This window comes from Rhizobium sp. BK176 (assembly GCF_024808055.1).
This window is the reverse complement of the sequence record NZ_JANUBV010000001.1, coordinates 577,095-603,704: the sequence shown is the minus strand read 5'-3', so window position 1 is coordinate 603,704 and position 26,610 is coordinate 577,095. Positions and strand designations below refer to the sequence as shown.

Genomic DNA, 26,610 nt, shown 5'->3' with positions numbered 1-26,610 from the left:
TGTCCTCTATCCTGTCTTGCGTCGTGACGTGGCCTTCGGCTTGACCTCGCTTGACCGTGAGGCTGTCGATGGCGTTAGCTTGCGGCGTGGTTGCGCGCCATCTCGGAGCATCTCGGCACTCTTCCTCAGCGCCACGAGGAGGTCGTCAGGCTTGGAAACAGCTGGCTCCGGCCGCTGCGGGATCGCCCTACCTTCCATCTTGGCCTTTACCAGATCGGCGAGCGCCGCCTCGTAACGATCGGAGAATTCCTCTGGGTGGAACTCGCCGACCTTGGTCTTGATGATATGCTTGGCGAGATCGAGCATCTCTCCTTGGATATCCATCGCCGGAATATCGGAGAATGCCTCCGCTGCCGAGCGAACCTGGTAGTCGAAGTTCAGCGTCGTCGCGATCAGTCCGTCTCCATCAGGTACGATCAGCATCGAGCGCTGGCGGCGGAAGATCACCGTTCGTCCAATCGCCGCCACGCCCGCACGACGCATGCCGTCTCGTAGCAGCGCATATCCGTCCGAACCCAGTTTGTCCGGCGTGAGATAGTAGGGCTTGTCGAGATAGATCGTGTCGACATCGTCTAGCGGGATGAACTTCAATATGGTGATCGTCTTGTCGCTTTCCGGAACTACGGCCGCGATTTCGTCTGGCTCGATCTTGAGAAACCTGCCGTTCTCGATTTCGTAGCCCTTGATCTGGTCATCCTTATCCACGGGCTTCTCGGTCTCGCTGTCGAAATACTCACGATTGACGCGATTTCCCGTCTTCTTGTTGAGGATGTGGAACGCGATGCGTTCCGCCGCCGTCGAAGCACTGTAAAGGGCGACCGGGGTCGACACCTCGCCGAAACGAATGAACCCTTTCCAGTTGGCGCGAGGCCCTGCCATGGCGGTACTCCTTTGCAGCCACCACGAGTCAGATAGGTCTGGGCGTCGAGAGGTCCATGGCTGGCCAACGAATCAATTGTGGCCAATGAGAGGCGCGCAAGGTGTGTTCGCGCCACAGGGGAGTAGCTGCGGGGGACTCGCCCATCAGGCGTGAGGATCGCCCTCCCCATCAGTCGCGACATCGAGAAAACGGTACCGGGTATCGACCATCCGAAGCATTCGGTCTCCAAAAACCCGCTCGACCTCCTTCCTATCGATTGTGCGCGTGGACAATTTTTCTACGACGTCCCACGCGAGTCCGTGCCAGACACCGTCATTGGCATGAAGGTAGTCTTGGACGTCTTCGAGGTCATGGAATCGAACCACGTGCGATGCCAGCGTTCGCCCGTTATAGCCTCTGTTGGAGCAGCTCTCACATCCTTTGGTTTTACATTGACGACAAACGCAACGCACGAGGTGCTGAGAAATCGCACCGCGGAGGACACCAAGTTTCGTGTGGGGTAATCCCCAGTGGGACATCACCTCCGCTACTCTCTCGACGCTCTCGAGCGGAGATACGGCCAATACAAGGAAGCCTTTCTCGGCAAAATCCAAGGCCTGTTCGGTGATTTCGCGGTCACTCAGGTATCGAAGAAGTACCACATCGCCGTTACCGCTCGCGGCGGAGGGAAGGTCATCCTGCGTGTAAACTCTCCGACCTATTGTCTCCAGGTATCGTGCCGAAGCCTCCGCAGTCGTGTTCCTGCCGGAACCTGTCGCGCCGCAGGCTAGGCACAGACCAGACGAAGAAGATATCGCACGCTTCCAAGTGTCAAGCAGACGAATGCCGAGCTGGTCGAGGGTGGGGCCGAATCTTAGAGCGGTAGGAAGATTGCCGGGTTTTAATCGCGCTTTGACGTTGCCTTTCAACGCATGCATGAATGCGTCCGTCTTCCATCCGAAGGCTTCGGCGATAAGGTCGAGGCGCTCTGTGTGCCTGAGCGAGGAGCTGTCCGTCTTGGATAGGGATGCCGCGAGTTTTCGCACGGCTGCCTTGGTGACAAGGATGTCGGTCATACTGTTCTCCGGTTTCCGGCAGTCGTCAGGTTGCTTCCATCACCCGAAATCCGGAAAGGAACAGGATAACGAGTTTATCGATAAGCCGACGTTCAGCATGCCATTGCTGGCGGAAGCTGCCACGGTGCGTCGGCGACCTACGAGAAGGGTAGGCGCGGGAGATGAGAGCCGTCAAGATATCGCGACGTGACGTCGGGAATTACCAAGATTGGTTGGGCCTTCATCTTGTCCAGAGCGGACGACACGTGTGTCCATGTTGGACAACAATGAAATCCTTGTCTTAAAATTTGCCTGACGGTGAGCTTGAGCAAGTCAAGACATCGGAGGACGACATGACAGACAAGGCCAGCCCATTGCGGGGTTACGACGACAGCCACTACCTGAAGGAAATGTCAGACGGGATCATCACCCGTCGGTTCACTTCCGTAGAAGAGGCGGCCAAAGCAGTTCTCGACGAGGAGGCCGGATCGAACGTGGACCGCCTGCGGCGCAAATTTCGCGAGCAGAACTGGTACGAGCGCGGTCTGAACGATTACGTCAAGGCTGAGATCAACAGACGAGCTGCCGAGACGGCTCCACACGAGCAGGACCACCCGCGAGTCACGCGACAGGCAAGCCGATGACCAAGATGCAGATTGCCGTCGATGACGTCATAAAGAAGATCACGTACGAGTTTACCCCGACAGGAACACTGGCATTCCTCGGCGCTGGCGTTACCGCAGGACTTGCGGCCATGGCAACCCGCCAAATGTCACTCAATCTTGTCCTGTTGCTATCCTTCATGGTGTCGTTTGTCGGGATGGTGGCTTGGGCCAACAGCGCGTCTAGGAAGGCATCGCCTGTCCAGGCATGCCTTCATGTCGCAGCGCTAGCCGCATTGTGCTTGTCCATGATCATCGGTTTCTCCATGGTCGTGCCAGACCCAACGTACAAAGCTGGATCGCTTCCAGGTATGGCTGCGATCGCTTTTTTAGGAACGGTTGCGGCCTTCTACATCAGTGAATTCATCCTTGCGTACGGACGCCGTAACGGACGAGAGAAAACGCCGGAAATTATCGGCTTGGCAGCAGCGTCCATAGTCATCGTAAACACGCTTGGGTGGGCACCCTTGCTGCTCGACGCATCCTACGTCATGAAGCGTGCAGAGCAGGGCGGCGAGGCGTTCCATCGGGTCGACGAAGTGTACTGGAAGCTAAAAAAGGAACATCCGGACATAGACCTGAAGCCGTTGAGGGATGCTCAAAAGCAGATCGTCGACGATGCGATGCGATTTCCGAAGTGGGCAACCGAAATCCGGTGAAGCCGACGTGTGATCAGCCGAAACCTATCGTTAACGCTGTAATGCGGCCGCCTCGGAACCATGAAAAGCCGGCGGCCGATGTTATCCATTTGGTCACGAATTCCTGAGAAACACTCGCTCGTCCAATCAACGGCAGCGAAACAATGTCCACCAAGAAGCTTATTCGAGAACTCAAGGCCATGGTCGAGACGATGACCAATGATTTCGAAATCGAGACCACGAACAACAACCATCTTCGCATCACTCTCTTCAGATACGGCAAAACGGCCAGAGTCATCGCGCCTGGCACGCCGTCAGATCGCCGTGGCATGCTGAACCTGCGCTCGGATTTACGCAGGCAGTACGCTTCACTGGCGGCATAGGCGCACGACGTCCAGCAATATTCCGAAATCAAAGTCGGCTTGACGGAATTTCTCCGGCATCCGCACAATCTCACGACCCCATTCGAAAAAGGATACGTCGTGCGGACACTCGTGAAGGCATTCAAGCGCAAGACAGACGCAACAGAGAAATTGCTGAACTCGGTCTTGGTGGCCTTCACGACGATCGCGATGGACGTCCTCATGTGGAAGCAGCTTCGGCCCGCGTTCGAGGCCATCGGCAGATCGGACGACTTGTCGGTGCCTCTCGCGGTCTCTGCGGCCGCGACGATTGGTGTGGCGGTGGCGCTCTGCTTCAAGCTCCCCTCGGAATGGCGCAAGATCGTAGCAGATCAGGCCAGAAACGACGCCGCTGGCTGCAACATAGTCGGCCAGAGGGAAGAACTACTTGCCGCACGCCACGAGGCGGCGATGGCAAAGGCGAAGCTTCTGAAGTGCAAGGCCGGGACGGAACGGGTCCTGGTCGGCTGAGGCTGACGACAGTCGGCGCGTGAGCGCGACGAGAACGGGCCACCACACTAATTTCCCGCGTTCTTGTCACACTAAGTTTCTGCCAAGTCGAGAAGTGATCGGCGGTCTCCCCTGCGAGCGATCACTGCCTTGTCGATTTCAATGCCGGACCCAACATTCGTACGAAACTGCCAATCGGGAGTACGGCATGTTCGATATTGACACCATCAGGACCAACGCCTCGGAGTTGCTCGATCTCTGGCAAGAGGCCTCTGACGGCAGGATCGCGCCCTATGCGGCCGTCGAAATGTTGCGTCGTTTCTCTTTGGACCACTTCAAGTTCGATATGGACGACGCCGAAGCCTATCGCGCGGCGTTCCCTCATCTCTCTCCAAGTCAACTGCAATCGGAGGCGGCTGTATCCCAAGCGCTCGTGGAGAACGTCTGGGCCTCGGTCGTTCCGGAGTTCGCTGCGAAGCAGGAGGTCTCGATGTCCGGTTACAGGACTCAGCTCGAAGAAGTCGCACGTGATTTCGGGGAAAAGGTCGATGAGCGATTTTTCGCGACCAACAACCACGGTAGGCAACCGATCACTCTTGGCGAGTTCGTCGACTTCCTTCGGGGCGATGGGCGCGCGATCCGCAAGGAGATCGGCACCTTGATCGACACCATAGCCGCCCTCCCGGACGAGGCCGATTTGGACGACTTCCAAAGCCTGGCATCGCGACTGAAATTTGCCTGCGCAGCGATGCCGGATGTCTCATCGATGGCCGATGGCGTCCACGGAAGTATCCTGGCGCTGATCGATTCCAACAAGAACCGGCTGCTTGGTATGGCGCGCTTCGCGGAGTTCGCGCGCGACGGCATAGTGCAGTTCAACGCGGCAGCCCAGCAGAAGAAAGCACAGTCGGCCGCATATCGGGCGTAGAGGATCACCGCTTGAGATGAGGCGGCTCGGTCACGGGAACAGAGACGGGGCGATCGTGCCACCGACCGACCATGGCCTCGAGCGGCAGACCACCTGGATTGAGACCGCCTCCTTCGGGAGATCGGATGACCGCCTCAAGGGCATTGGCGATGTCGTCCGGTTCAACGGATTTCCCAGCTGCGATGCTTTGGGCCACGCCCCTCAATTCGCGATAGGCGACGAGGGTCTGGACCGGTAACTCGTCAAGCACATAGTCACCGAAATTGGGCGCTCCCGGTTGCCCGAGAAGTTCTTTCCTCGCGTTGGACTCAATGCGGACGACAGCTGCCGCAAGGCTATCTCCTTCCAGTCCTCGCATGGGGACGGAACCGTAGTAGACCAGACCGCCAAATGTCGCGTCGATCGGGCTGTCGTTCCGGACGTAGTTGGCGGCGGCAAAATTCCTTGCCTCCTCCTCGCGGTCAATGCCGAAGTAAGCAATAGCGCACTTGTTTTCGAGGTAGAACGGAATGCCAGGCGGGTGGCCGAAATCCGGGTAAGGTTCGGTGCTGACATGCAGACACCATCGTGTGGAGCCAGTGTGCATCAGCTCGATGCGCGGTTCTTCGCATCGCTCATAGACTTCGCCGCCGACGGACACGTAGGCATTGCCGAAGCCGGCGAGAATGACATCGATTGCGGCGTCGATCGACCGATCGGCATAGAGACCACCCTCATCGCGAAGCGCGAATTCCGATCGCGACGGAAGATTGGCGAGATGCTGTGCGACCTTGCTCCATTCCGGCCCCTGTGCGGGCGGCAGGACTTGGTATCCCCGCATTGAGGCTTCCGCAAATCCGCAAACGGCGATCCCGATCTGCGCCTCGATCGCCGAGGCCAGTCTTTCATGGTCATCGATCTGTAGCCGCCCGCGCATGCGGTTGGTGTAGTAGAGGCCGCCTGCCCTGAAGACAGAGAACTTGTCACCGCGGCTCTCGTAGTCAACGAGATGCTCGGCGTCGTGGGGCAGGTCGGGAACCTCGATCTCGATCTGGTCGCGGCGGTAGACCAGATGCGGATTCCGCTTTCCAGGAGGAACGCCGATGCTGGGACGGGGGTATTCGATGCGGAGTTTCATGGCGGGGCCTGCGTGTGGTCGTTCTCCATAAGTCGCCCATTGATGCGCGTATGACAACCAGCGGACCACCTCTTCCTCACTGTGAACGCGAGGAGACATCGGCGGACTGCCTGTATCTCAAACGTCGATGGCCTCCCGCAGGGGAGGCCATCTTTCGTGATTCAGGTGCTCGTACTTACCACGAAAGCGTGAAGCTGGTGGTGGTATAGGTCGCCGTGATGGTGAGCGAGGGTATCTCGTCCAGCCAATAAAGGTTCGTCCCGTCGTCCGAGAAGAGAAGCCTGATCCTCGGGTTCACACTCGTCGACGGGCGCGGCACCAGGATGTTGTCGACCGCTTTCGGTGTCGCATACCTGTAGAAGTAGGTTTGCGTCGTGCCGGTGTTCGAAATGACCAACGACGAGGTGGTATTGCCGTCGCAGAGCTTTGCGCAAGTGCTTCCCGATCCGTCGGGAAGACCTACGTTTGTCGTGCCGCTACGCAAGAAGGCCTCGTAAGCGCTAGAACCTGAGCCGATCTGCGACTGGAAAACCCATACCTTGTGAGCGCCGCGCGGGTTGGGAGCCGTGATCACATAGGTGATCGACTTCTCCATCGCGTCGAAGCTGTCTACCACCTTCACTGTGACGCTGAACGTAGTGCTGCTTTCGTACGCGCCTTCGACGATCTTCCCGCTGATCGCGCCGGTGGCCGGATCGATCGACAGACCGGTTGGAAGACCGGTCGCGGTGTAGGTCGCTGTTCCCACGATGTTGGTCGCCGTCGGCACGAACGTCTTGACGTAATCGACTCCCTGCATCGCCGTCTGTGCCGCGCCAGCCGACGCCAAGGTAAGCGCCCCCTTGATATCGACGGAATAATCGAACGTGGCGGTCCGGCCGAAGACGTCGGTCACCGTAACCTTGGTGTTGACGACCTGCACCGTGGTCGGAGTTCCAGAGAGAACGCCTGCCGAGGAGAACGACGTGCCGGCCGGCACGGGGGTCGCCGTGTAGGTCAGCTTGCCGAACGTGTTGTCGAACGACGGAGTCGGTATCGACATCGCCACGGTGGCGCGTTTCGTGTAGGCCGTGGTCTGTCCAGCGGTCGCGACCATCGGAAGCGCTGGAGGCGTGCCGATCACGAACGGGGCAGTCGCCGAATTGCCGAAGTCGCTGGCGGCCGTGATGACCACGTCGTCGAAGTAGAACGGCGCTGTCGGAGTTCCCGAAATAACGCCTGTCTTCTTGTCGAACGTGAGGCCGTACGGTGTCAGGTCATGGTTTATCGTAAACCGGGCGGGATAGGTCCATGGCTTGTTTTTGACGCTGTCGGTCACCGTCGGTGTGAACAGGAACGGCGTTCCTATAGTGCCGAAGGGGAGTTTGTTGTTCGTGACGTTCGCGATGACCGGGTAGGCCTGGATCGGATTGACGACGATCAGGAAGCCGTTGGAATACTGCCGATCGCCGATGCCGTCGATGCCGACGACGGTGAACGGTCCATACTCGCCCGCTTCGACGGTCGGGTCGCCAGAGATGGTTCCGGTGGTCGCATTCAGGCTGAGACCGTCAGGAAGCGTCTGTCCGGCCGCCATTTGGTACGAGACGTTGCCGATGGCGTAGGAGGTGTCCACCGTACGCGAGGCGACCTCGCCTTGCGTCACGATTACCTGGTCAGGATAGATCAGGCGCAGGTTCGGAAGGACCGTTACCTGGACGGCCTGCGAGGTGACGCGCTTCGTGGCGTCGGACACATACACGTCGAACGTCTTGTCCCCAAGGCTCGGGAACGAGCCGGTCACCAGACCCGTGGCGGAGTTGATGTCGAGGTTGCCCTGGTACGCGCCCGGAACGTGGGTCTGCGGGTCGCCGTCGATCGCGTAGGAGTAGAACGTGACCTTGCCGTAGGTGTTGGTCGCGCTCGGCTGCATGCTGATCGGGAAGCCGACCTTCGTCTGGATATCCGACACGTTCAGCACGATGGCGTCCTCAGGAGTGATCACCCTGATCGAGAGGGTCAGGGTCTTTTTCTGACCAGCCATATCCGTCGCCGTGAACGTGAACGGACCGTAGGTCCCGAGGGCAGTGGGCGTACCCGTCGCAACCATCTTTCCGCCCGAGAAGACGAAATCGACGCCAGGCGGAAGGCCCGCCGACTTGTTGACACTCCAGTTTCCGGCCGTCAGCGGAAGGTCCCATGCGGTGTTGACAGCGGATACGGACAGTCCTTCGACAGGGCGGTTGACGATGACGGCGGCAACGTCCGAAGGGCTGACCTCGGTTTCAAGGGCGAAACCGGTCGGCGTGGAAGTGACGAGGACATCGAACGGGTTGGAAGCCCTGACGTCGTGGTAGGTCTTATCGCCGACGACAAACGTGTCGTCACCGATGACCGTCAGGCCGGAGAACGTGCCTGTTGCCGTCGGAGTTCCGCCGATCTCGCCCGTCGCCGGGTCGACCGTCATGCCCGCAGGCCAGTTGCCGTCGCCCTTCGAATAGGTGACGGTACCGAGGATGTTGCTGGCCGAGACCTGAGTGGTGCGTTGCTGGCCCGTCACGGCGTAAACCGTGGGAACCTCGATCGCGAGCTCGTCGATGACGTCGACCGAGATCGTATGATCGGTCGTGCGCCGGGTGCTGTCGGAAACGGTGACGACAGAAGTCTTCTGCCCCGCATCCGAATAGACGGCGGTGGCAATCCCGGTCGCGTCAACCGAAACCGACGTATCACCCGATACATAGCGCATGTCTCCGAAGGTACGGCTGTCGGCGGTAATCTGGACCTGCGCAGGGAAGCCCTTCTTGGTGCGGCCCGAAGTCGAGGACACCTCGATCTTTTCGTCTTCGTCGAGAACGGAGATCGCGACGGCGACATTGGCGGTGGCACCGAGGCTGTCGGTAGCCGAGACGGGTACCGAGTAGTCGCCGACGGCAGAGGTCGTTCCGGAAAGCACGGCACGGCCGTTCGCGACCGACATGGTCAGCCCGTCAGGCATTCCGGATGTCGGCAGTACCCAGTCCGAAGCCGGGATCGTTTTTCCGAGGGCAGAGTTCAGCGCGTTGACCGAGAAGGCGGGCAAAGCCGTGCCTTCGACGACACCGAACGGATTCGGCTTGGCTGAGAGTTCGAGGCCCTTGCGCTCTTCGACAACGAGGGTCTGGGCATCGGCCGTGGCCGTGCGGCCGGCGGCGTCTCGGGCGCGCCAGACGAGACCGGGGAAGCTTCCTTTCTCTGTGGCGTAGCCGGTGAACGAGGCCGAAGTATCTCCCTTCACCTGCACCACACCGTCAGGCAGATTGCCGGAGATCAGCGTCCATGTGACTGGGCGACCGGCTGCCGCGTTGACGGCGTTGACGCGCAGCGTCGGAGCCGTGGTGACGCGGTAGATGGTCTCCGACGTTGCCGAGGCCATAGCCTGGAAGGGGGCCGCCGCCTCGACGTTGATCGCGAACGGACCGAGCTTGACGGTGTTGTACTCCGACTGGTTCGGAGACGGGAAGGCATAGTCGTCGACATGCAGGTCCCGCGCGACGATATAGAGACCGCCGAACGAACCGGCCTTCGAAGCGACGCCGACCAGAGATGGGTTCAGCGTGTCGAAGACGAGCGCGTCGTAAGGCAAGAGGGTAGAGGCGTTCGGATCGCTGGCCGCGATCCACTGGCTGTTGCGATCCTCGTCCTTCCAGGCCCAGCCAAGAAACGCCTTGCTGTCGTCATAGGTCTTGTACACCAGCGTACCGGGAAGGTCGCCTTCGATTGAATAGCGGACCTCTTTGATCACGTTTCCTGTCGTCACGGACCAGGTCGCGTCGATGCCGCCGTTGTCGACGGTCGAATACTGTTTCGCGGACAGGGCCGGAGTCGTTGCGGAGGCTGTCAGAGGAGCGATGACTTTGAACGACAGGACCGGATTTACTTCGAAGCCGCGTTTATCGGCATCCTGCGCCGTCACCGCAACGCCGTACGAACTCGTCGCTCCCTTGAAGGAACTCGTTTCAAGGAAAGCGCCCTTGTCGGTGTCGAACGCAAGTCCGTCTGCGAGGATCGCGGGAATCGTCGAGAAGACAACGTTCCCGACAAAATTGGAGACGTCCAATGCGGGTGTGGTGAATCGTTCGTCCTGTCGCAGGATCATGGAAAGCGGGCCGTTCGAGCGGTTGACGAAGCCATCGAGCGTCGCCTTGACGGTCAGCGTGACCGGATCGTCCGGAGTACGCCCGCCGCCGTCCGTGACGTTCAGTCCGATCTGCCATTCGCCGAGCTTGTTCGGAGCGCCGATCAGTCGGCCGTTGTCGACGTTGATGCCGAGGTCGCCGGTCATTCCGTCGGAGAGCGCCGCGGCCAGATCGATCGAGTATTTCAGAGGATCGTCATAGGAGCCACCGACCGTCGGCACAGGGGAAACGGCAGGATTGGTCGGGCTGACCGCATAGCCGCCGTTTCCATCGGGGATGAGAAAATAAGTGACCTTGCTCTTATCGTAGGCGAGCGTGATCGCCGCGGGCTTGGCCACCTTGATCGAGAACGGCGCTGTCCTGCTTTCGAGGGTTTCGTTGTTCGCACCTCTGGAGACGGCCTTCAGCACGATGTTGCTGACGACGGTGCCATCGTCGGCACTCGTGCTGCCTTCAACGATGCCCGTCGTCGGGTTCACGGTGAGGCCTTCGGGGAGATCGGGTCCGTTTGCAAGATCGACAGACCATACAGGCGAGTTCCAGAAGCCGGACACGGCCTCCGCTTTCACCGGATTGGCGATCAGCGCTGCGTTCGCAAGGCGGGGGACATCGTAGCTGGATCGCGTCATCCGGACCGTCGGATAAGGACGGACTTCGAGAGGCACGAACATCGTACCCTCGCGACCTTCCTCATCCGTGAATGCGACTTCGACGTTTCCTTTGAACTCCGAGAGGGGAACGCCGGAGAAGGTGCCGTCGGCGGCGTTGAAATCAAGACCGGCGGGCTTCGACGGGTTCGAGCCGGTGAAGACAACTTTCTCCGGGCCGCCGATGACGGTATTGCGCAGGACGAAAGCACGCAGGCTCTCGGGCGACACGCCCGGGATATTCAACCAGGTCGCGTTTTCGCCGGCCGCAGTGTTTCCGCTGACGTTTCCTTTGAAGGTCGAACCGACGTTTGCGGCAGGCACAGGCCAGTCGCCGACAACGATGTCGAACTGTTCGGTCGTGACGGTAGAACCTTCCTGGTCGGTCGCGGTGATCGTGAACGGTCCCCAATTGCGCTTGTCGGCATACGGGATTTGAGCCGAGGCAGTCATCTCGGCAGTGGATGTGTCGAACGAAAGCCAAGCGGGAAGCGGATCGGGAGATTCGTTGTTCAGCGCGTAATCGACGCGGAAATTCTTCGCCCCTTCCGGTTGCTTGACGACGAGCGGCGTCGCCTTCTGTTCGCCCCAACGGACGGTGAAGTGAGGCTCGACGAGGGACTCGACGCCGATCGCCTCGCGAGGTGTAACCACCACTTCGAACGAATTCGACGTAACTGGTTTGCCTTCGAAGTCCGTCATGGTGACGGTGTGCATGCCGTAGCTTCCGGCCGCGGACGATGTCGCGCCACGGAAACCGGACTGATCCAGCGTGATACCGGAAGGCAGGCCGCCAGCGTTCGACACAACGAATGCCGGGTAGTCGTTTGCACCGGAGACGTCGGGGATGACGCTCTGTTCGTCGTATGGAACCTTGCCCCATACCTTGGAAGCGGCGAGACGCTGCACGCTGATAGTCGGAACCACGCCCGTGTCGAGCGGACCGTGGCCGATATATGAGAGTTGGCCAGCGATGTTGTTGCCGTCTCCGTTCGACAGCGTCAAGGGGATAGACGTAGCGCCGACCGTGGTCGCCGGGCCGCTCACACCGACAAGGCTCGTGTCGACCGTAGGGGTCGTGAATGCAAAGCCGACAGGAAGCGTACCGGCGGAGGGTTTAACCTCGAACGGGTTCTGGCCGCCCTTGACCTCCGCCACGCCTGAATAGGTCTTGCCAACGCGAACGTGGTGGTCCTGAAGCGGGGTGCTGTCGGCAAGCGCGAGATTCCCTGGAACGGTGTGGAAATTCAGGACGCAGGACTTCGGCGGCGCGGACTGGCCGTTCGTGGTGACGACGGAAGCGATGTTGGCGGACGTGGTCTGGTTCGCCTTGGTCGGCGTTCCGACGATGAGGTTGTTTTCGAGCTTGAGGCCTTCGGGCAGAGTGCCGGATGCCAGGGAGAACGTGACGGAACCTGTCGTGCCGGTCGGGGCTGGCGGTGCCATGGAAACGGCCTTGCCGGTCTTCAGTTCGAACGCCGGACCGCTGACGCCGCAGCCAAGCACGGGCGCGCCCGTGCCGAACGTCAGCCAGCCCGAGTAGCCGATGGTGGCGTCGCTGTCGATCGCCTTGATCCTGATCTTCCCCGTCTCGAAGGGACGGGCAACGTTGCCGGCGACAAGGATGTTGGAGGTCGTGGTGTTCTGGACCGTTACGCCTGCGGGAAGACCTTCGGCCTCGTCGATCTCTAGGAAATACTTGATCGCCTTGCTCGGATCGATGGCGCGTTTGACGAAGATGTCGCCCGGCGATTTCTTGGAGAAGAACACGGTGTCGTTGATCGGAAGCGGACGGATGTCACTCCAGTCGGCCGCGAAGTTGAACGTCGGGCCGTCTTCGACGAGATAGTTGCCCCAGTACGTGGCGACCACGTCGCCCATGTAGTTCTTCGCGAACAGCATGTAGCGGGTAGCGCCCGTAGCGGTCGGGGTTCCCTGTATGAAGCGGCCGTTCGGAGAAACACCCGAAGGAAGTGGGTAGACGTTCTGCCAGGTGTCCGCGACGACACCTGCGGGCAGTTTCATCTCGTCGACCTTGAATTTGCCTGTGTGGGCGTAGATGTCGGCGTGATACGGAACGCCCTGGATCGCGTGGATATCGAAATGGACCTCCGCACGGGCGACGGTGTTGCCAAGGGCGTCGACGCCTTCGAGTTCGACGGTCCTGTCGATGACGGGCGTGGTGGGCGTGCCTTCGAAGGTGCGGGTTCCGACGTTGAAGGTAATGCCGGCCGGAAGGATGCTTCCGGGCTTCAGAGACCACGTGTCGTCCTGCCATTGCGGCTTGAGCGGAAGCAGTTCGGAGAATTCCATGTCGACGCCGCCCACGAAGAACGCGGTGACGTCCTTTTTTTCTGGTTCGGGCAGGCTGACGTTGTCGATCCCAGGGGCCTTGTAGCGGAAATAGAACGTTCCGTCGCTGCCTGCGAAACCGGCTGCGTTAGCGGGGATGGCGCTCGTCAAGGCGATGGTCGCCGCGAGAAACGAGTTCCTGATTTTCGAAAACATGCGGTCGAGTCCTTTATTCGTCGTCTTGAATATTACGGGAGAAGGCGTCCGGGAACAATGCAGTTTGCGTAATGCGCAATATATTGCCCGTTGTCGAATGGCAATGATCCCAAAAATAGTCGGTCGGCGGCGGGTGGTTGGTGCGGAGGACAATTTAAAGACTCCGAGTTTTTCAGTTGAATTGAAGACCCGAATGCTATAGTGAGTTGTCAACATTTGTTTGAGCGGTCGCGGAGCGTGGCATGGAAATCGAAAAGCATCAGGCCGGCGTCGAACGCATCGAACGTTTCCAGTCGCTCCAGGCCGGGCAATACTGGCGCGCCAAGGAGCAGATCGGCCACCAGGGTATCGACAAGGACGAAGTCCTGCTCCTCGAATCCATCAAGTGGGTCGACGACACCGCGCACACGATCGTTCTGCGCGCTCATCCTCTGAAATACGGCAACTCCGGCAACTACCAGTATCCTGACGGCAAGGGCGGGACGCTTTCCCGCCATATCAACTGGCGCAACCACGAGTTCCTTCTTCCAGACTTCCTCGACAAGTTCGAATTCGAACCTGACGCACAGATCGTCCGGACGAAGGAGCTTGCCTCGGTGCAGGCCGCCGTCGAGCAACGACAGGCTGAAATGGTTGAGTTCAGCTCCAATCCGGAGGTCGTCGCGAAAGTCATCGAAGACGGCCTCAAGGCGGAGGAGGAAAAAGCACGTCAGGGAGACGGTGGGACGAACCTTCCTGCTTTGTCCAACGAGGCGGCAAGGGCCGCTGCCGCTGTCGCGACGGGCAGCGTGGCGAACGCCCTGATGGCGGGCATCACAGAACAGAAGATCGAGATGCTCAAGGCGGCCGCCAACCGCGAGCATCTGATCGCGACCATCCAGTCGAACTGGATCACCAACCAGTCCAAGGCGATCTCCGACACCGTCGCCAGAATGACGCCGTTCTACCAGGAGAAGGCGGCAGCCGCGCTGGCGCAGACCGAGGAGACGCGCAACTACGTCGCCAAGATCATGAGCGGCGTCGCCTCGCTGGACCTTTATGTCGGCAAGGATGTGTTCGTGGAGACGGTCCGCGAGGGAGCGTCTGCTTCCAAAGACGAACCGCTGACATTCGTGCAGTCGAAACTGTGTATGGACGAGGAACTCGCCATGCACCTCGACGTCGACGAATGGTTCGATTTCACGAGCGTCGACAAGTTCTTCCGCGCGCTTCGGGAGAACGACGACCTCGTCCGCCAGATTTTCCCGACCGACCGCTGTGTCGTCGCGATGGCGTCCACGCGCCGCCACATCGACTACGGCGACGGCTTGGCGAACTATTTCCGCAACAAGAAGAACCATCAGGTGTTCCTGCTGGTTCGCGACGGATGGAACATCCATCAGGTCATCTCTCCCGTCGAGAGCCATCTCGGTGCCAGCAAGCTGTTTCCGTCCAAAGGCGACGGCGACAAGATGTTCAGGGGCGTCGACGGCAGCCAGATCAAGTTCGACGAGATCGCCTTTGCGGAAAGGCACGCCAGACAGGCGAGCGCCACGCTGCATTACAAGCGGTTCCTCATCCTGTGCGCGGGTCTCGATCACCGTCTCAAGCTCTTCGGCGAGTTCTACGAAGAGCGGGACGCGATGCAGTTCGTCTCACTGGGGTTTCAGGAGCGTTATTGCCGGTTCATCCGCGACGGAGACGCGTCGGCGTCGCTGCCGACTATCGAACGCCAGCCGGTTTCCGAGTGGATCAGGGAAAAGAACGCCTTCGTGCAGTCGGGGTCGCGCCTTGTCTGCAACTGGTACACGCTGATCACGCAGAAAACCGCGCCTTCGCTCTGCGATGTCTACAACAACCGTGTGAGCGTCCGTTTCGGGCCGGCGGAGCAGGCTGGTATCGCCGTTGCCTACCGCGAGGGGAAGTCCGTCTGCGTGGACGTGGAAGTGTCCGGCGAAAACCGGACCAACTACGACAAACGCACCTTCAACGCTAAGATCAACCTAAGCGCTTACGAGGAAGGCTTTTACTCCGAAGAGATTCCCTACCTCTGCCTGGATAAGGTGTCGCTGGACGATATCGACTGGTACATCCACAACCGTGGAAGCCGGATGAACCACATCGCCTACATCCGTCTGTTCAAGGTCGCCGCCAAAATGCTCAAGGCCGAGCGCTTGGTCGAAGCGGAAACGCGCGGCCAAATGAAGCAGGCACTCCTTGACGGCAAGGTCGCTGACGAGGGCGAAGCCGACAGCATCGTCGACACCGCGGTCACGGCATGGCGCGCGGCCAACCGCGGCAAGCCGTTGCCAGTCTTCGAAGGCGGAAAGGCTCCCAAGGAATGGAAGGGCATCCTCGACCAGATGTTCGTCGTCGCCCGGGGAGCGGACGAGCGCGTCGAGAAGGCGGAGGCGTTCCTCGCCGCACGGAACCTGACGCCGCTCAGACTGACGGTTTCGGGCGACGGGCGTATCGTCGCCTATGCAGCGCCGAACGAGGACGAGCGCGACGACCGTTTCGAGCCTCATTGCTCGGTGCATCGGATCGCTATCGACTTCAAGCACGGCGAGGCCAGGGAACGCAGCCGCCGCTGGGCGCGCATGCTGCGCTCCGATGCCAAGGAGAACGTGCTCAAGGAATGGGACGACGCGAAGGAATGGTTCGACGTCACATCGAGCTTCATGTCGCTCAGCGCCAAGCAGACCCTGCTCGCCCAGTTCACCGACCTTCGGCCGAGGATCGAGAAGTTTTCGCGCAAACTCGAACGGGAAGACTTCGAGGCCCTGTTCGAAGCATGGGAAAAGCAGACAGGGGTAGTGGACAACGTTGGCATCGCTTTCCCGTTTGCTCTGGTTAGAAACGGAGACGGCGACCTGAAAATCATGGCCGTCGGCATCGAACGCATGTTCGTGCTGCTGTTCAAGCTCGCGCCGAGCGACGAGGACGCAGAGCGCGTCCGCGATGCCTATGTGCATCGCTACAGCGTGAAGACCCACGCCAGAGGTGTCTTCAACAACTACCTCGAAAAACACCCAGGCATTGACTGGCAGGTGTACGGCTTCGACCCAAAGGACGTGAAGACAGAAGGCGTCGTCTACTTCGACGGCTGGGCGCACGACTACAAGTCCGTCGCGCGCATCCGCGGTGTCGACCCCCTGCTTGGCCCCGCGACCGAGGCATGGCTCAAGAAGGCCAAAGCCGTCTACTATTCGCCGGACATGGTCGATGCAGGGCCATCCTTCCTGGACAAAACCCTCGCGATCACTCGGCCCGACGATTACGGTCCGTATCGTATCGAGACCATTCGCGTCTCCAAAAGACAGAGCGACGAAGCGGTGCCGTTCGGTGTCTTCGTGGACACCGCCCATGAGGCTCTCGCGGACGCGATGGGAAAGGCGCGGGAGGAACGGCCTTCGGTCTGGGACGACACCAGCATGTTTACGACACGAACGGCGGCCGCCTCGAAGTCCCTGCGCGACCGGTACATCGAGGAGAAGGCCCGTGAAGAAGGCGGACGCCTCGTTCACCACTCGCAGCTTCCCGACGCTCCGCAGCCGATCAAGGGCGTGGATCGCTGGTACATCCTCAAGGATTGATAGGAGAACGACATGTCGAGCAGGATCATCAGGATCGAGTACAACGAGATCGGTGACCCCGATTACAGCGGCATCACGATCAGCGACGGCGAGAATACCGTCCGGACCTTCATGACGGGCGACGTGGTGGCGGATTTCGCGGATATGAAGGATTGGTGCCGCGGAAATCCGTTCCCTGGACGCTACATGTTTAGCTCGAGCGTCGACCACTTCACGATGGACGTTCCGGGCTACGGCTGGACGAGCGACGACGAGGGCCGCGATATGTTGATCCGCGTCCCGATCGACGAGCAGCAAGCCGGCGTCGATGACGACTCCTGATCTTTAAGCCATTGTCCGTCGCGATGTCGCGGCCGATGATGCGGCGATAGGTCGAAGGGCATCACAGTGGCGAACAAGGATATCGTGGCGAAACTCATGGCGAAGACCGCCGATGGAGATGAGGAAATTTCGCGCCTGCTCGCCATGTGCGCGGGCCGGGTGATCCTCAAGCGCCTGAACGAAGGCGAGAAGGAACTTCCGGACGAACACACGTTGCGCCACATAGCCGACTGGATTTCTGCCGCCGTTGTCACCGATGCCGAATGGCTCTCCAACCTGGACGCCGACGGACGCCCAAAGAAGCTGATGAAGTTCTCGACGATCGAGCAGATCACCGCCGAGGCGGACAAGGCGATGCGGATAGCAAACCAGCGTCTTTTTCCCGTTGGCGCGGTCGCCGACGACGAGGAAATCCACCAGGAACTCGAAGACGGCTACGTTTTGGTCAAAATGCTCGCCCCATCGGCTCTCGACCGGGAGTCCGCGGCCATGCAGCACTGCATTGGACACGGAAGTTACGACTTTCTCCTCAAGTCGGGCTTGCGGACATTCCTGTCGCTACGCGATCCGGCCGGAAAACCGCACGTCACGATCGAGATAGACAACCAGACAAACAAGGTACACCAGCTTCAAGGAAAGCAGAACCGCGCGCCAATCAAGCGCTACATCGACATACTGAAACCGGCCCTCGAGAACAAATATATCGTTAGTACGCCGACCAGACTTGGTTACGCCATAGACGAACACGGCAAGTGGCACGACATCTATACGCTCCAAAATGGAATGAAATTCGAGGGGACCCTCAACATCAGCGGGACCGACCTGACCGAGCTCCCGCGCGACCTCATCGTAACAGGGCATCTCATCGCCAACGATACATGCCTAAGCGAGCTTCCTCCGGGATTGAAGGTCAGAGGCAACGTCGAACTCCGTCGTTCGCAAATTCGACGGCTGGGCGACGCGGTCAAGGTCAACGGAAACATGGACCTTTCCGGGTCGCGCATGATGATCCTGCCCAATGGACTGACTGTCGGCGGCAGCCTTGACCTGAGCAACACCAAAGTATGGAAACTGCCGAGCGGGCTACGGGTTGGACATACGCTCGACATCAGCAGCACCGATATCTCCGAGATTCCGGAAGACATAATCGTCCGTGTCAAACTCACGATGTATCGCACCGACGTGGAGACCCTTCCTGACTCCATCAACGACGACCTGGTCGTCTATCGATCACCGCCAAAGCATAACTGGTTTGGCAAGTCGCAATCCGACGGGTGCCTCGCCGCGGACATGAAGTTCAAGCCGAAGCCCCGGAACTCCATCAGGAAGCTCTTCGGATTTGGCTGAAGCACCCGGACTTACATCCAAGTAAAAGGCCCGCTTTTGGCGGGCCTTTTTTCTTACCAGTCGCCGGAGATCGACTTGGTGACCTCGCGGCCCTTGCCCGTTCCGTCGTAGACCCGGGTCCAGTTGACGCCGTCGTCCGAGAAGTGGGCGGAGATGTCTCCCGCGTTGGACTCGTTGCCAGGGTACCACCACCACTTGATCGCCTTGATCGGCGGGGCGTTGGCTCCGAAATCGAGTCCGATGTACTTGCCGAGCAGGTGGCCGCCGGCCGTCGCCGGATTTCCGTCGAACATGCCGGGATAGCTGCCCCATCCCGCGTAGATGCCGGCGCTCATGACGGTCGCCTTGCCCTGGCTATACCACAGCGAGTAGTTGGTGCTGTCAGCGCCGAGGAACTGGAGGTCTTCCAGGCGGGCCGGGTAGGAACCGCCGTCATACGCCCAGGTCAGCTTCCAGTACCGATGGCCCTTCGTCGGGTCATAGATCGTCACGGGGTAGGTAGCGCTCTTCGAACGGGGCGAGGCGGCATAGTCGTCCGTCGCGGTGACCGTGATGTTGAACACGGTGCCGAACGCGACGGTCTCCGGAACCTTTCCGGAAATAGCACCCGTGGCACCGTCGATGGTCATCCCCGTGGGAAGTCCTGTTGCTGTAAACATGACTTTTCCATAACCGCCGACGACTGTCGGCGCATAGTAGTTCGTCACGTCGACGTTCCTCGGGACACTGCCGGACGCAACCGTGGTGACCGTGAGAGGACTCAGGAATAGCTGGTTGTACCAGAACCTGGCGGTCCGGTTGAATTCGTCGGTCACGTCGATGTAGATCGGCCAGCCTGCGGCCGGTTGGTTCGTCAGAACAGACGCCGTCGAGGCAGACTTCTGATGGAACTGCCCGTCGTCGGTGTCGAACGACCAGTTGGTGGCAACCGTTTGGTTGCCTTTCGAGAAGGTCAGATTGCCGACGTAGTTGATCATCGTCAGCGGATCGCTGTCCCAGAGCTCGTCGTAGCGGATCGCATAGCTCGTCCTCTGCGTGGGCGATGCGGCAAGCGGGAGTTTGGGAACCATGCCGACCCAGAAGGGATTGGTCTTGGCGCTGTCGCCGCGCTGAGAGGTCACGGTGATCACCATGTCGCGGACGATGAACGGCGTGTGAGCCGTACCCGAGATCACGCCCGTGTTCTCGTCGAACGCCAATCCATACTGAGTGAGATCGGTACTCAGCTTGTACTTGGTGCCGCCGTAGTTCCACGTCTTCTTCTCGATGTCGTCCTTGACCACGGGACGCCACGAAACGATCGCGGTGCCCTGCGTGCCGAGGATCGTCTTCGCGGGCGTAGTGATGACCGGCAGGACATCGGCTACGTCTACGAAGATCGAGAACTGGTTCGATGACTGGCGGTCCTTGTAGGTGATGCCGTTCACGACGAAGGTATCGACGGCGACGACAGTCAGACCAGAATAGGTGCCTGACGCGGCCTGCATCTTGTCGAGGACCTCCTTGGTGATCGGATCGATGTACTTGGAGCGGATCGTTCCGGTGGCCGGATCGACCTCGACGCCTTCAGGCCAGTCGCCCGCGCCCTTTTCGTAGGAAACGGTGCCAAGCGCGTAGGTCGTGTCGATGGTGCGCTCCAGCTTCACGGCTTGCTGGGACTGAACCAAGGTCGGAACCGTGATGCGCAGGTCGGGGATGACCGTGACGGTCACGGGCTTGGAGGTCACGCGCTTCGTCGTGTCCGTCACCCAGACGTCGAAGTTGCGGTCGCCTGCCGTCGCGAACGCACCCGAGACCAGACCCGTATCGATGTTGATGTCCAGATCGGCGGCGTACTGGCCGCTCACGTGGGTGCGCGGATCGCCGTCGATGTCGTACGAGTAGAACTGGACCTTGCCGTAGGTGTTCGTCGCGGTCGACTGCATCTGGAACGGCACGTTCCTCTTCGTCTTGACGTTCGACACCTCGAGACGAATTTCGTCGGTCGGCTCGATCACCACGAAGGTGATGGAAATCGTTCTAGACGAACCCATCGAGTCCACGGCCGAGATCGTGAAGCCCTCGTACTTGCCCGTGACCGTCGGAATGCCCGTGAAGGTCACCTTGTTGTTGCCGATAGCGTAATTGACGCCAGGCGGAAGCCTGTCGGTGCCGCTGACCGACCAGTCTCCATCGGGGATCGCCTTGCCGTAGGCCGAATAGCGCGGCGTAACGGTGAGGTTCGCATCCGCGACATTGACCAGGCGAACGGCCGGATCGTCGGACGGGATCAGCTCCAGCGGTTTGCGCGGGCCGACCTTGAGCTCGGCGGCGTCGGATGTGGCGGAGCGGCCGGCCCTGTCCTTGGCTTTCCAGATCAGGCTGCCGAACGTACCCGTCTGCTCGGGATAACCGTTGTAGGACAGAACTGTGGCTCCCTTGACGAAGCTCACGTTCTGCGGAAGCACGATTGTGCCGACCGGCGTCCACTCGACCGGGCGGCCATAGGCGTTGTTGGTCGCAACGGTACGCAGCGTCGGAAGCGTGGTGATCTGGTAGATGGTCTCGCTGGCCACCGTGTTGGCGACGGTCAGAGGAAGCGCAGGCTTCACCTGGATGGTGATCGGTGCCGTCTTGGCGGAGTTGTTCTCTTTCTGCGACGGCACGCTCTTGATGTAGTCGTCGGCATAGTGATCGAAGGCCTCGATCTGGAAGGTGAAAGTCCCTTCCTTGGACGGAATGCCCTTGAGCGAAGGCGTCATCGTGTCGAACACGAGGGCGTCGAGCGGAAGCAGGTCGGGAAGGTCTTCTGCCTTGGTCGTTGCCGGGAGGCTATGGCCGACGCGGTCTTCGTCCGTCCACTGGTATCCCGTGAAGGTGCCGTCCAGAGCGTAGAGCTTGTTGACCAGCGTGCCAGGCAGGTCGTCGCTGACGACGCTGTACCTGATCGTACCCAGACCGTTCTTGATCGTCACGCCGAATGACGCGTCGATGACGTCGTCGGCGCTTGCTGAATACTGCCGCGTGTCGATCGACGTCTGCTTGGCCGGAACCGAGGCCTCGAGCGCCGGAATGACATTGAACGTCAGCTCGGGCAGCGGGCTGGCAAACGTGCGGCCGTCCCTGTCCGTCGCCTGTATGCGGATCGTGTACTGGTTCGCGCTGTCGAACGCGCTGTCGTCGGAGAACGCGCCCGTCGTGGCGTCGAAGCCGACCGCCACGGTCGATGGAAGGTTCGCCGGGATCGTCGAGAAGACGACGCTGCCAACCTTGTTGTTGATGTCGAGCGCGTCCGTCTTGAACGGTTCGCCGACGCGGAGTTTGAACGACTTGTCGGCGTTCGTGCGGCCGATGTTGCCCGAAAGCGTCGCCCAGACATCAAGCGTGAACGGCGAGGCCGGCTGGGTCTGTTCGGTGTCCGTGGCGTTCATCAAGACGTTCCAGCGGCCGAGGACATCGGGGAAGCCGGAGAGGTTGCCTGTCTTGGAATTGACGTCGAGCGTGCCAGTCATGCCATCGGCGACGGCCTGAGACTTGTCCATGGAATAGGCCAGCGGATCGACGTAGGACCCGCCAGGGTTCGGCGTCGTCGTGATCTGGCTGACGTACTTGTAGGCTCCGTTGTCTTCGGTGAGGAAGAACTTCGCCGTCGCAGGACCGTAGTCCAGCGTCATCGGAACGGGGTCGGTGATCTTGAGGTCGAACACCTGCGTGTAGGACTCCAGTTCCTCCTTGTTCGCACCAAGCGAGGTCGCCTTGAGGCGCAGTCCCGTGACCGTAGTGCCTACGGCGTCCTTCGTGCGGCCGACGATCTTGCCGCTGGAGGCGTCGACGGACATGCCGGACGGAAGAGCGGGGTGACCCGCGGACGTGTCGAGCGTCCACTTCGGGTTGTTCCAGAAGCCGTTGACCTGCTGTCCGGTGACGAGCGGGTTCGACTTGGCGGCATCCGAAAGACGGGGAACCTCGTATTCGGACTGGGTCATCCTGACGGACGGATAGGCTCGCACCTCCAGGGGAACAGCGAGTTCTCCCTCGCGGTCGCGGGCATCCTTGAAGCGCACGATCACGTTGCCGTTGAATTCAGATGTCGGGACACCTGCGAACGAACCGTCAGCCGGGTAGAAATCGAGGCCGGCGGGATTTGTCGGCTCGGACGACAGGAAGGTCACGCCCTTGCGGCCGCCGATGACGGTGTCTTCGTTGATCCACTTCACAAGGCTCGGGATGGAAACGTAGGTGGCGGTTTCCTGGGCGGAGGTGTCTCCGCTCACGCTGCCGCGATAGACAGTCGCCACCGTTCCAAATGGCGGCTTCCAATCGATGATCGAGACATTAAACTGCTGCGACGTCACCGTCGAGCCTTCGTCGTCGGTGGCCGTCAGCGTGAACGGGCCGTAAGAACCGCGCTCCGCATACGGAATGTCAGCATCGACCGTGATCTTGCCAAGGTCGCCGTCGAAGTGGAACCAGGTCGGGATCGTGATGCCGCCGACGTTGTTCAGCGTCCATTTCACGCCGAGGTCCTTGGCACCCGGCGGCTGCTTCACCGTCATCGGGATTGCGGAAACCGACTGGGGGTTCTCGACCATGAACGACGGGGCGTTCAGTGTGTCGACCGCGATAGGCTCGCGCGGGTCCACGACGATCTCGAACGGGTCTGTCGTAACCTTGTCCCCGGAATAGTCCGACATGGTTGCCGTGAAGGTGCCATATGACTTGGCGTCCGCCTTCGTCAGGCCGGTGAAGTCGCCGTCCTCAGAGAATCTGATATCGGACGGCAGCCCGCCGACGTTGGAAAGCGTGAACTGCGGCTGGTTGCCCTTCTTCACGTCGGGAATGACCGTCGCGGTGTCGTAGGGGATCGATCCCCAGACCTGAGAGGCGTCGAGGCGCTTGATGTGGACGGTCGGCACCGTGTTGACCTTCAGTTCGTCGTGAGCTGTAACGGTCAACGATCCTGGCATCGAACTGCCGTCGCCGTTCTTCAGCGTCAGTCCGATGCTCTTCTTGCCAGCGGTCGGAATGACGCCGGAAATGCCGATGGATGCGGTGTTCTGGGTCGCCGTGGTGAAGTACAGGGGCAGCGCTGCCGGATCGGTGAACGACACGCTGTACGGGGCGATGCCGCCCGCGATCGTCGCGGCTCCGGTGTAGACATCGCCGGTGCGGACGTGCTTTGCCTGACCGTCGGTCGCGTCAGTGATGGAAACAGTGCCTGGCTGGACATTGATCTGGTAACCGCACGTCGTCGACACGGTGTTCGAACCGTTGATCACGTCGACCCGGAAGTCCATTGCCTGGTTGTCGCCAGCGACGAGCGGGGTGCCGCTGATGACACCGGTGTCCTTGTCGAGAGACAAGCCGGCGGGGAATTTGCCAGAGGCCACGAAGTATTCGAGGCGGCCCTGACTGCCGAACGGGCGCGGAACGGAAATCTTGGCAGGTGTACCCGTATAGACGAGGAGCGGATACAGCTGCGAGTACGGAGCGCAGCCGGGCTGCGGGTCGGAAGACCCGAACGTGAACCAGTTCGAATAGCCTTCGGTGCCGTCGCTGTCGAGCGCGCGGTAACGGATTGTCGCCGTGTCGTACGGCTGCCAGATGTAGCCATCGAGGACGAGGTTCTTGGCGTTGTCGTTCGAAGACACGCTTCCCGGAAGACCGTCGGACTTCGTCGGATCGATCTCCATGAAATAGCGGACTGCCTTAGTGGGGTCTATGGCGCGATTGATCTTGTGGGTCTTGGGCGCGCCGAAGCTGTAGGGTCCGAGCTGATACCCCCATTCGAGTTGCGGCAGAGGGGAGACGAAATCCGCGATAAACGGGAACGTCGGTCCGTCTTCCACCGTGTACTTGCCGAAGAATGTGACGATCGCTTCGCCCATGTAGTTCAGGCCCTGGATGAAAACGGGGTACGATCCAGCTGCCGTCGGCGTTCCTTCGAAGTATGGTCCGTTGACGGTCACGCCCGGAGGGGCCTTGTAGAGCGCGCGCCAGCTGTCGACGGCAAGCCCGGAGGGAATGGACAGCTCGTCCACGTGGTATTTGCCCGTGTGGGCGTAAAGATCGACAGTCCGCGGGGTCCCCTGGATTTCGTAGATGTCGAACGTGACCTTCGCGTCGGCGACCTGGTTTCCGTTGACGTCGATGCCAGTCAGATACGCGACCGCGCCGGAGGTGGGGGATGTCGGCTTTCCTTCGAAGGTGCGCGTGGCAGAATTGAAGGTGATGCCATCGGGCAGGGTGCCGGAGGTCACGCTCCAGTTGTCGTCAGACCATTCGTTCTTGAGCGGCAGAAGCTCGGAAAAGTCGAAGCCGACGCCACCGACGTAATACGCAACGACGTCTTTCTGCTGTTCGTTAGAGTCGTCGACGATCGGCGGTGTCGTCTTGTAGCGATAGTAGAAAGTGCCGTTGTCGCCAGTGAAGCCTTCAGAGGCAAGGGCAGGGCTTATCGCCCCGAATACGATAGAGAGAGCCGCGACGGTAGAAATGAATCTCTTGAACATGTTTACATTCCGGCAACGAAACATAGGTTTGATAGTATGCTACGGTTTCACCAATTTAACGGTCAAGCTGACCGGCATGGAATTGGCGGACCCCAGGGGCGCGAAACGCCTGATGTCCACGGCTGCGGAGTTCATCAGAAAATTGCGATCGGACCCGCCGGCGGAGCGACTTCGCCGGTCATGCATCACATGCCCGCAAATCCGAGGGACGGTGCCGCGGCGCGGCTCTGTGCATATTCCCGGGAGAGAGCAGGATATTGGTACTGGCCGCGCTTGGGGTCTTGGAGAGCGACGCGAGGGGTGTCGTAATTCTGGACACCGTGGCGCATCAAGATGCTCTCGAGATCGTCGATGACAGCTTCCCCGACGAAGAAGCGTTGAACGGGGTGTCGATGCTTCTTACTGAGGTTGACGGCGTCCACGGCCTTCACGTCGTGACGGCCGAACCGATCGAAGAGATCGGAAATCTCGGACTGAAGCGTGTCGTTACGAGCGATGTGGTAGAGGAAGCCCACGAGGTGTTTGCCGCTGTAACCGGGACCTGTCTCCGGGCGAACCCGGATGTAGGCGGTGGCGTCGCAGTCGAGCGCGGCGTCGATGCGCTCGTCCTTTGTGTAGCCGAGCTTTTCGAGGATATCCACGAGATCGCGGGCGCAGCGTTCCGTCTGGAGGAAAGTCAACGACCCGCGATTCCTGTCCCAGTTGCGGCGGAGCTTCACGGCCATGTCACTGAGGGGCGGTGCCAGCGACACATTGGCAGCCCTCACCAAAGCCCATACTTCGGACATCAGGGACGATTGCGTTCTGGGGTCCTTCACCGAAGGCAGGCTGAAAGAGATCGAGCGAGAGGACTCGTTGTAACGCAGGTGCTGAACGAAGCGGTCCTGCTCCTCGGGAGCAGGCGGAAACACGAACTTGAGTTCCTCCATGACCGCCTGGTAAGCCACGCCGTAGCGGGCCGTCAGCTGCTCGCGGTACTTCTTGCTGCGCTCGATGGCCCAATCACGCTCGGTGGGCGTCAGTGCAAGACGCGACGCGCTGCCCAGTTTTGCCGCAAGACGATGGCCCTCGGGAGCATCCCCCTGATCGAAACCGCGGTTGTCGCGCGCGATCGCTCCGTCGCATTGGCTGGCGAGAAAGCGGATGAAGCTCTCTATCCCATAACCGTCGCCCGATTTGACGCGCGCGGGGAACATCGTCTGGCCCGAGGTGTAGTGAGCGAGATAGGGGAAAGTCTTGCGCAGTTCGGCGGCCTGATCGTAGCCGTCCTCCGTCGCGGCCATGTGTCTGACGAGGCCGAGCCTTGTCTTGATCTCTGCCAGATACTCGGACGGTGATGTGCGCATGATATGCTCCCTGTTGGATACAGGGTCGACGACAGCAACGAAAGACACCAGGTGGCCGCGAATGTTTGACACCGACGCTCAAACGTCAAATCCTTGATTTAGGCACAC

The 26,610-nt window shown here is 60.2% G+C and carries 14 protein-coding genes; 8 read left to right on the top strand and 6 right to left on the bottom strand.

The window, feature by feature from the left end; genetic code table 11:
- Positions 1-6: 6 nt before the first annotated feature.
- A complete protein-coding gene (locus FHT76_RS03480) occupies positions 7-879 on the bottom strand; it encodes a Ku protein (protein ID WP_259184318.1) in 873 nt (290 codons plus the stop codon).
- Positions 880-1,023: 144 nt separating this feature from the next.
- Positions 1,024-1,935 carry a hypothetical protein gene (locus FHT76_RS03475; protein ID WP_259184317.1) on the bottom strand — a complete coding sequence of 304 codons (912 nt, stop codon included), beginning with the start codon at positions 1,933-1,935 and terminating at the stop codon, positions 1,024-1,026.
- A gap of 332 nt (positions 1,936-2,267) precedes the next feature.
- Here FHT76_RS03475 and FHT76_RS03470 point away from each other — a divergent pair, with 332 nt between their 5' ends.
- The 5 genes from FHT76_RS03470 to FHT76_RS03450 all read left to right on the top strand — a co-directional run bounded on the left by FHT76_RS03470 (position 2,268) and on the right by FHT76_RS03450 (position 4,993).
- Positions 2,268-2,558 (top strand): hypothetical protein, encoded by a 291-nt coding sequence (locus FHT76_RS03470; protein ID WP_259184316.1) that lies wholly within the window; start codon positions 2,268-2,270, stop codon positions 2,556-2,558.
- Positions 2,555-3,235 (top strand): hypothetical protein, encoded by a 681-nt coding sequence (locus tag FHT76_RS03465; protein WP_259184315.1) that lies wholly within the window; start codon positions 2,555-2,557, stop codon positions 3,233-3,235. The genes FHT76_RS03470 and FHT76_RS03465 overlap by 4 nt, the downstream gene beginning before the upstream one ends.
- Before the next feature lie 143 nt (positions 3,236-3,378).
- Positions 3,379-3,597, top strand: a complete 219-nt coding sequence (locus tag FHT76_RS03460; protein WP_259184314.1) for a hypothetical protein — start codon at positions 3,379-3,381, stop codon at positions 3,595-3,597.
- A 99-nt stretch (positions 3,598-3,696) separates the two neighbouring features.
- Positions 3,697-4,086 carry a hypothetical protein gene (locus tag FHT76_RS03455; RefSeq protein ID WP_259184313.1) on the top strand — a complete coding sequence of 130 codons (390 nt, stop codon included), beginning with the start codon at positions 3,697-3,699 and terminating at the stop codon, positions 4,084-4,086.
- 187 nt (positions 4,087-4,273) lie between these two features.
- Entirely contained in the window at positions 4,274-4,993 is a 720-nt protein-coding gene (locus FHT76_RS03450; protein WP_259184312.1) for a hypothetical protein, read from the top strand.
- 4 nt (positions 4,994-4,997) lie between these two features.
- Here the strand turns inward: FHT76_RS03450 and FHT76_RS03445 are convergent, their stop codons facing one another.
- On the bottom strand, positions 4,998-6,110 hold the full coding sequence (locus tag FHT76_RS03445; protein ID WP_259184311.1) for a hypothetical protein: 1,113 nt from the start codon (positions 6,108-6,110) through the stop codon (positions 4,998-5,000).
- 175 nt (positions 6,111-6,285) lie between these two features.
- On the bottom strand, positions 6,286-13,422 hold the full coding sequence (locus tag FHT76_RS03440; protein WP_259184310.1) for a putative Ig domain-containing protein: 7,137 nt from the start codon (positions 13,420-13,422) through the stop codon (positions 6,286-6,288).
- Positions 13,423-13,664: 242 nt separating this feature from the next.
- Here FHT76_RS03440 and FHT76_RS03435 point away from each other — a divergent pair, with 242 nt between their 5' ends.
- From FHT76_RS03435 to FHT76_RS03425, 3 genes are all read left to right on the top strand, one after another.
- The gene (locus tag FHT76_RS03435) at positions 13,665-16,997 is read left to right on the top strand and encodes a hypothetical protein (RefSeq protein ID WP_259184309.1); all 3,333 of its coding nucleotides are present in this window, start codon (positions 13,665-13,667) and stop codon (positions 16,995-16,997) included.
- 12 nt (positions 16,998-17,009) lie between these two features.
- Positions 17,010-17,318: a hypothetical protein gene (locus FHT76_RS03430; RefSeq protein ID WP_259184308.1), complete on the top strand. Its 309-nt coding sequence runs from the start codon at positions 17,010-17,012 to the stop codon at positions 17,316-17,318.
- A gap of 66 nt (positions 17,319-17,384) precedes the next feature.
- Positions 17,385-18,665, top strand: coding sequence for a PcfJ domain-containing protein (locus FHT76_RS03425; RefSeq protein WP_259184306.1), 1,281 nt, complete (start codon positions 17,385-17,387; stop codon positions 18,663-18,665).
- 53 nt (positions 18,666-18,718) lie between these two features.
- On the opposite strand, the gene FHT76_RS03420 is transcribed toward FHT76_RS03425, so the two are convergent.
- Both FHT76_RS03420 and FHT76_RS03415 read right to left on the bottom strand, forming a co-directional pair.
- Positions 18,719-25,156 carry an Ig domain-containing protein gene (locus FHT76_RS03420; protein ID WP_259184304.1) on the bottom strand — a complete coding sequence of 2,146 codons (6,438 nt, stop codon included), beginning with the start codon at positions 25,154-25,156 and terminating at the stop codon, positions 18,719-18,721.
- A 185-nt stretch (positions 25,157-25,341) separates the two neighbouring features.
- Positions 25,342-26,502 (bottom strand): hypothetical protein, encoded by a 1,161-nt coding sequence (locus tag FHT76_RS03415; protein WP_259184302.1) that lies wholly within the window; start codon positions 26,500-26,502, stop codon positions 25,342-25,344.
- Between the last annotated feature and the right edge of the window lie 108 nt (positions 26,503-26,610).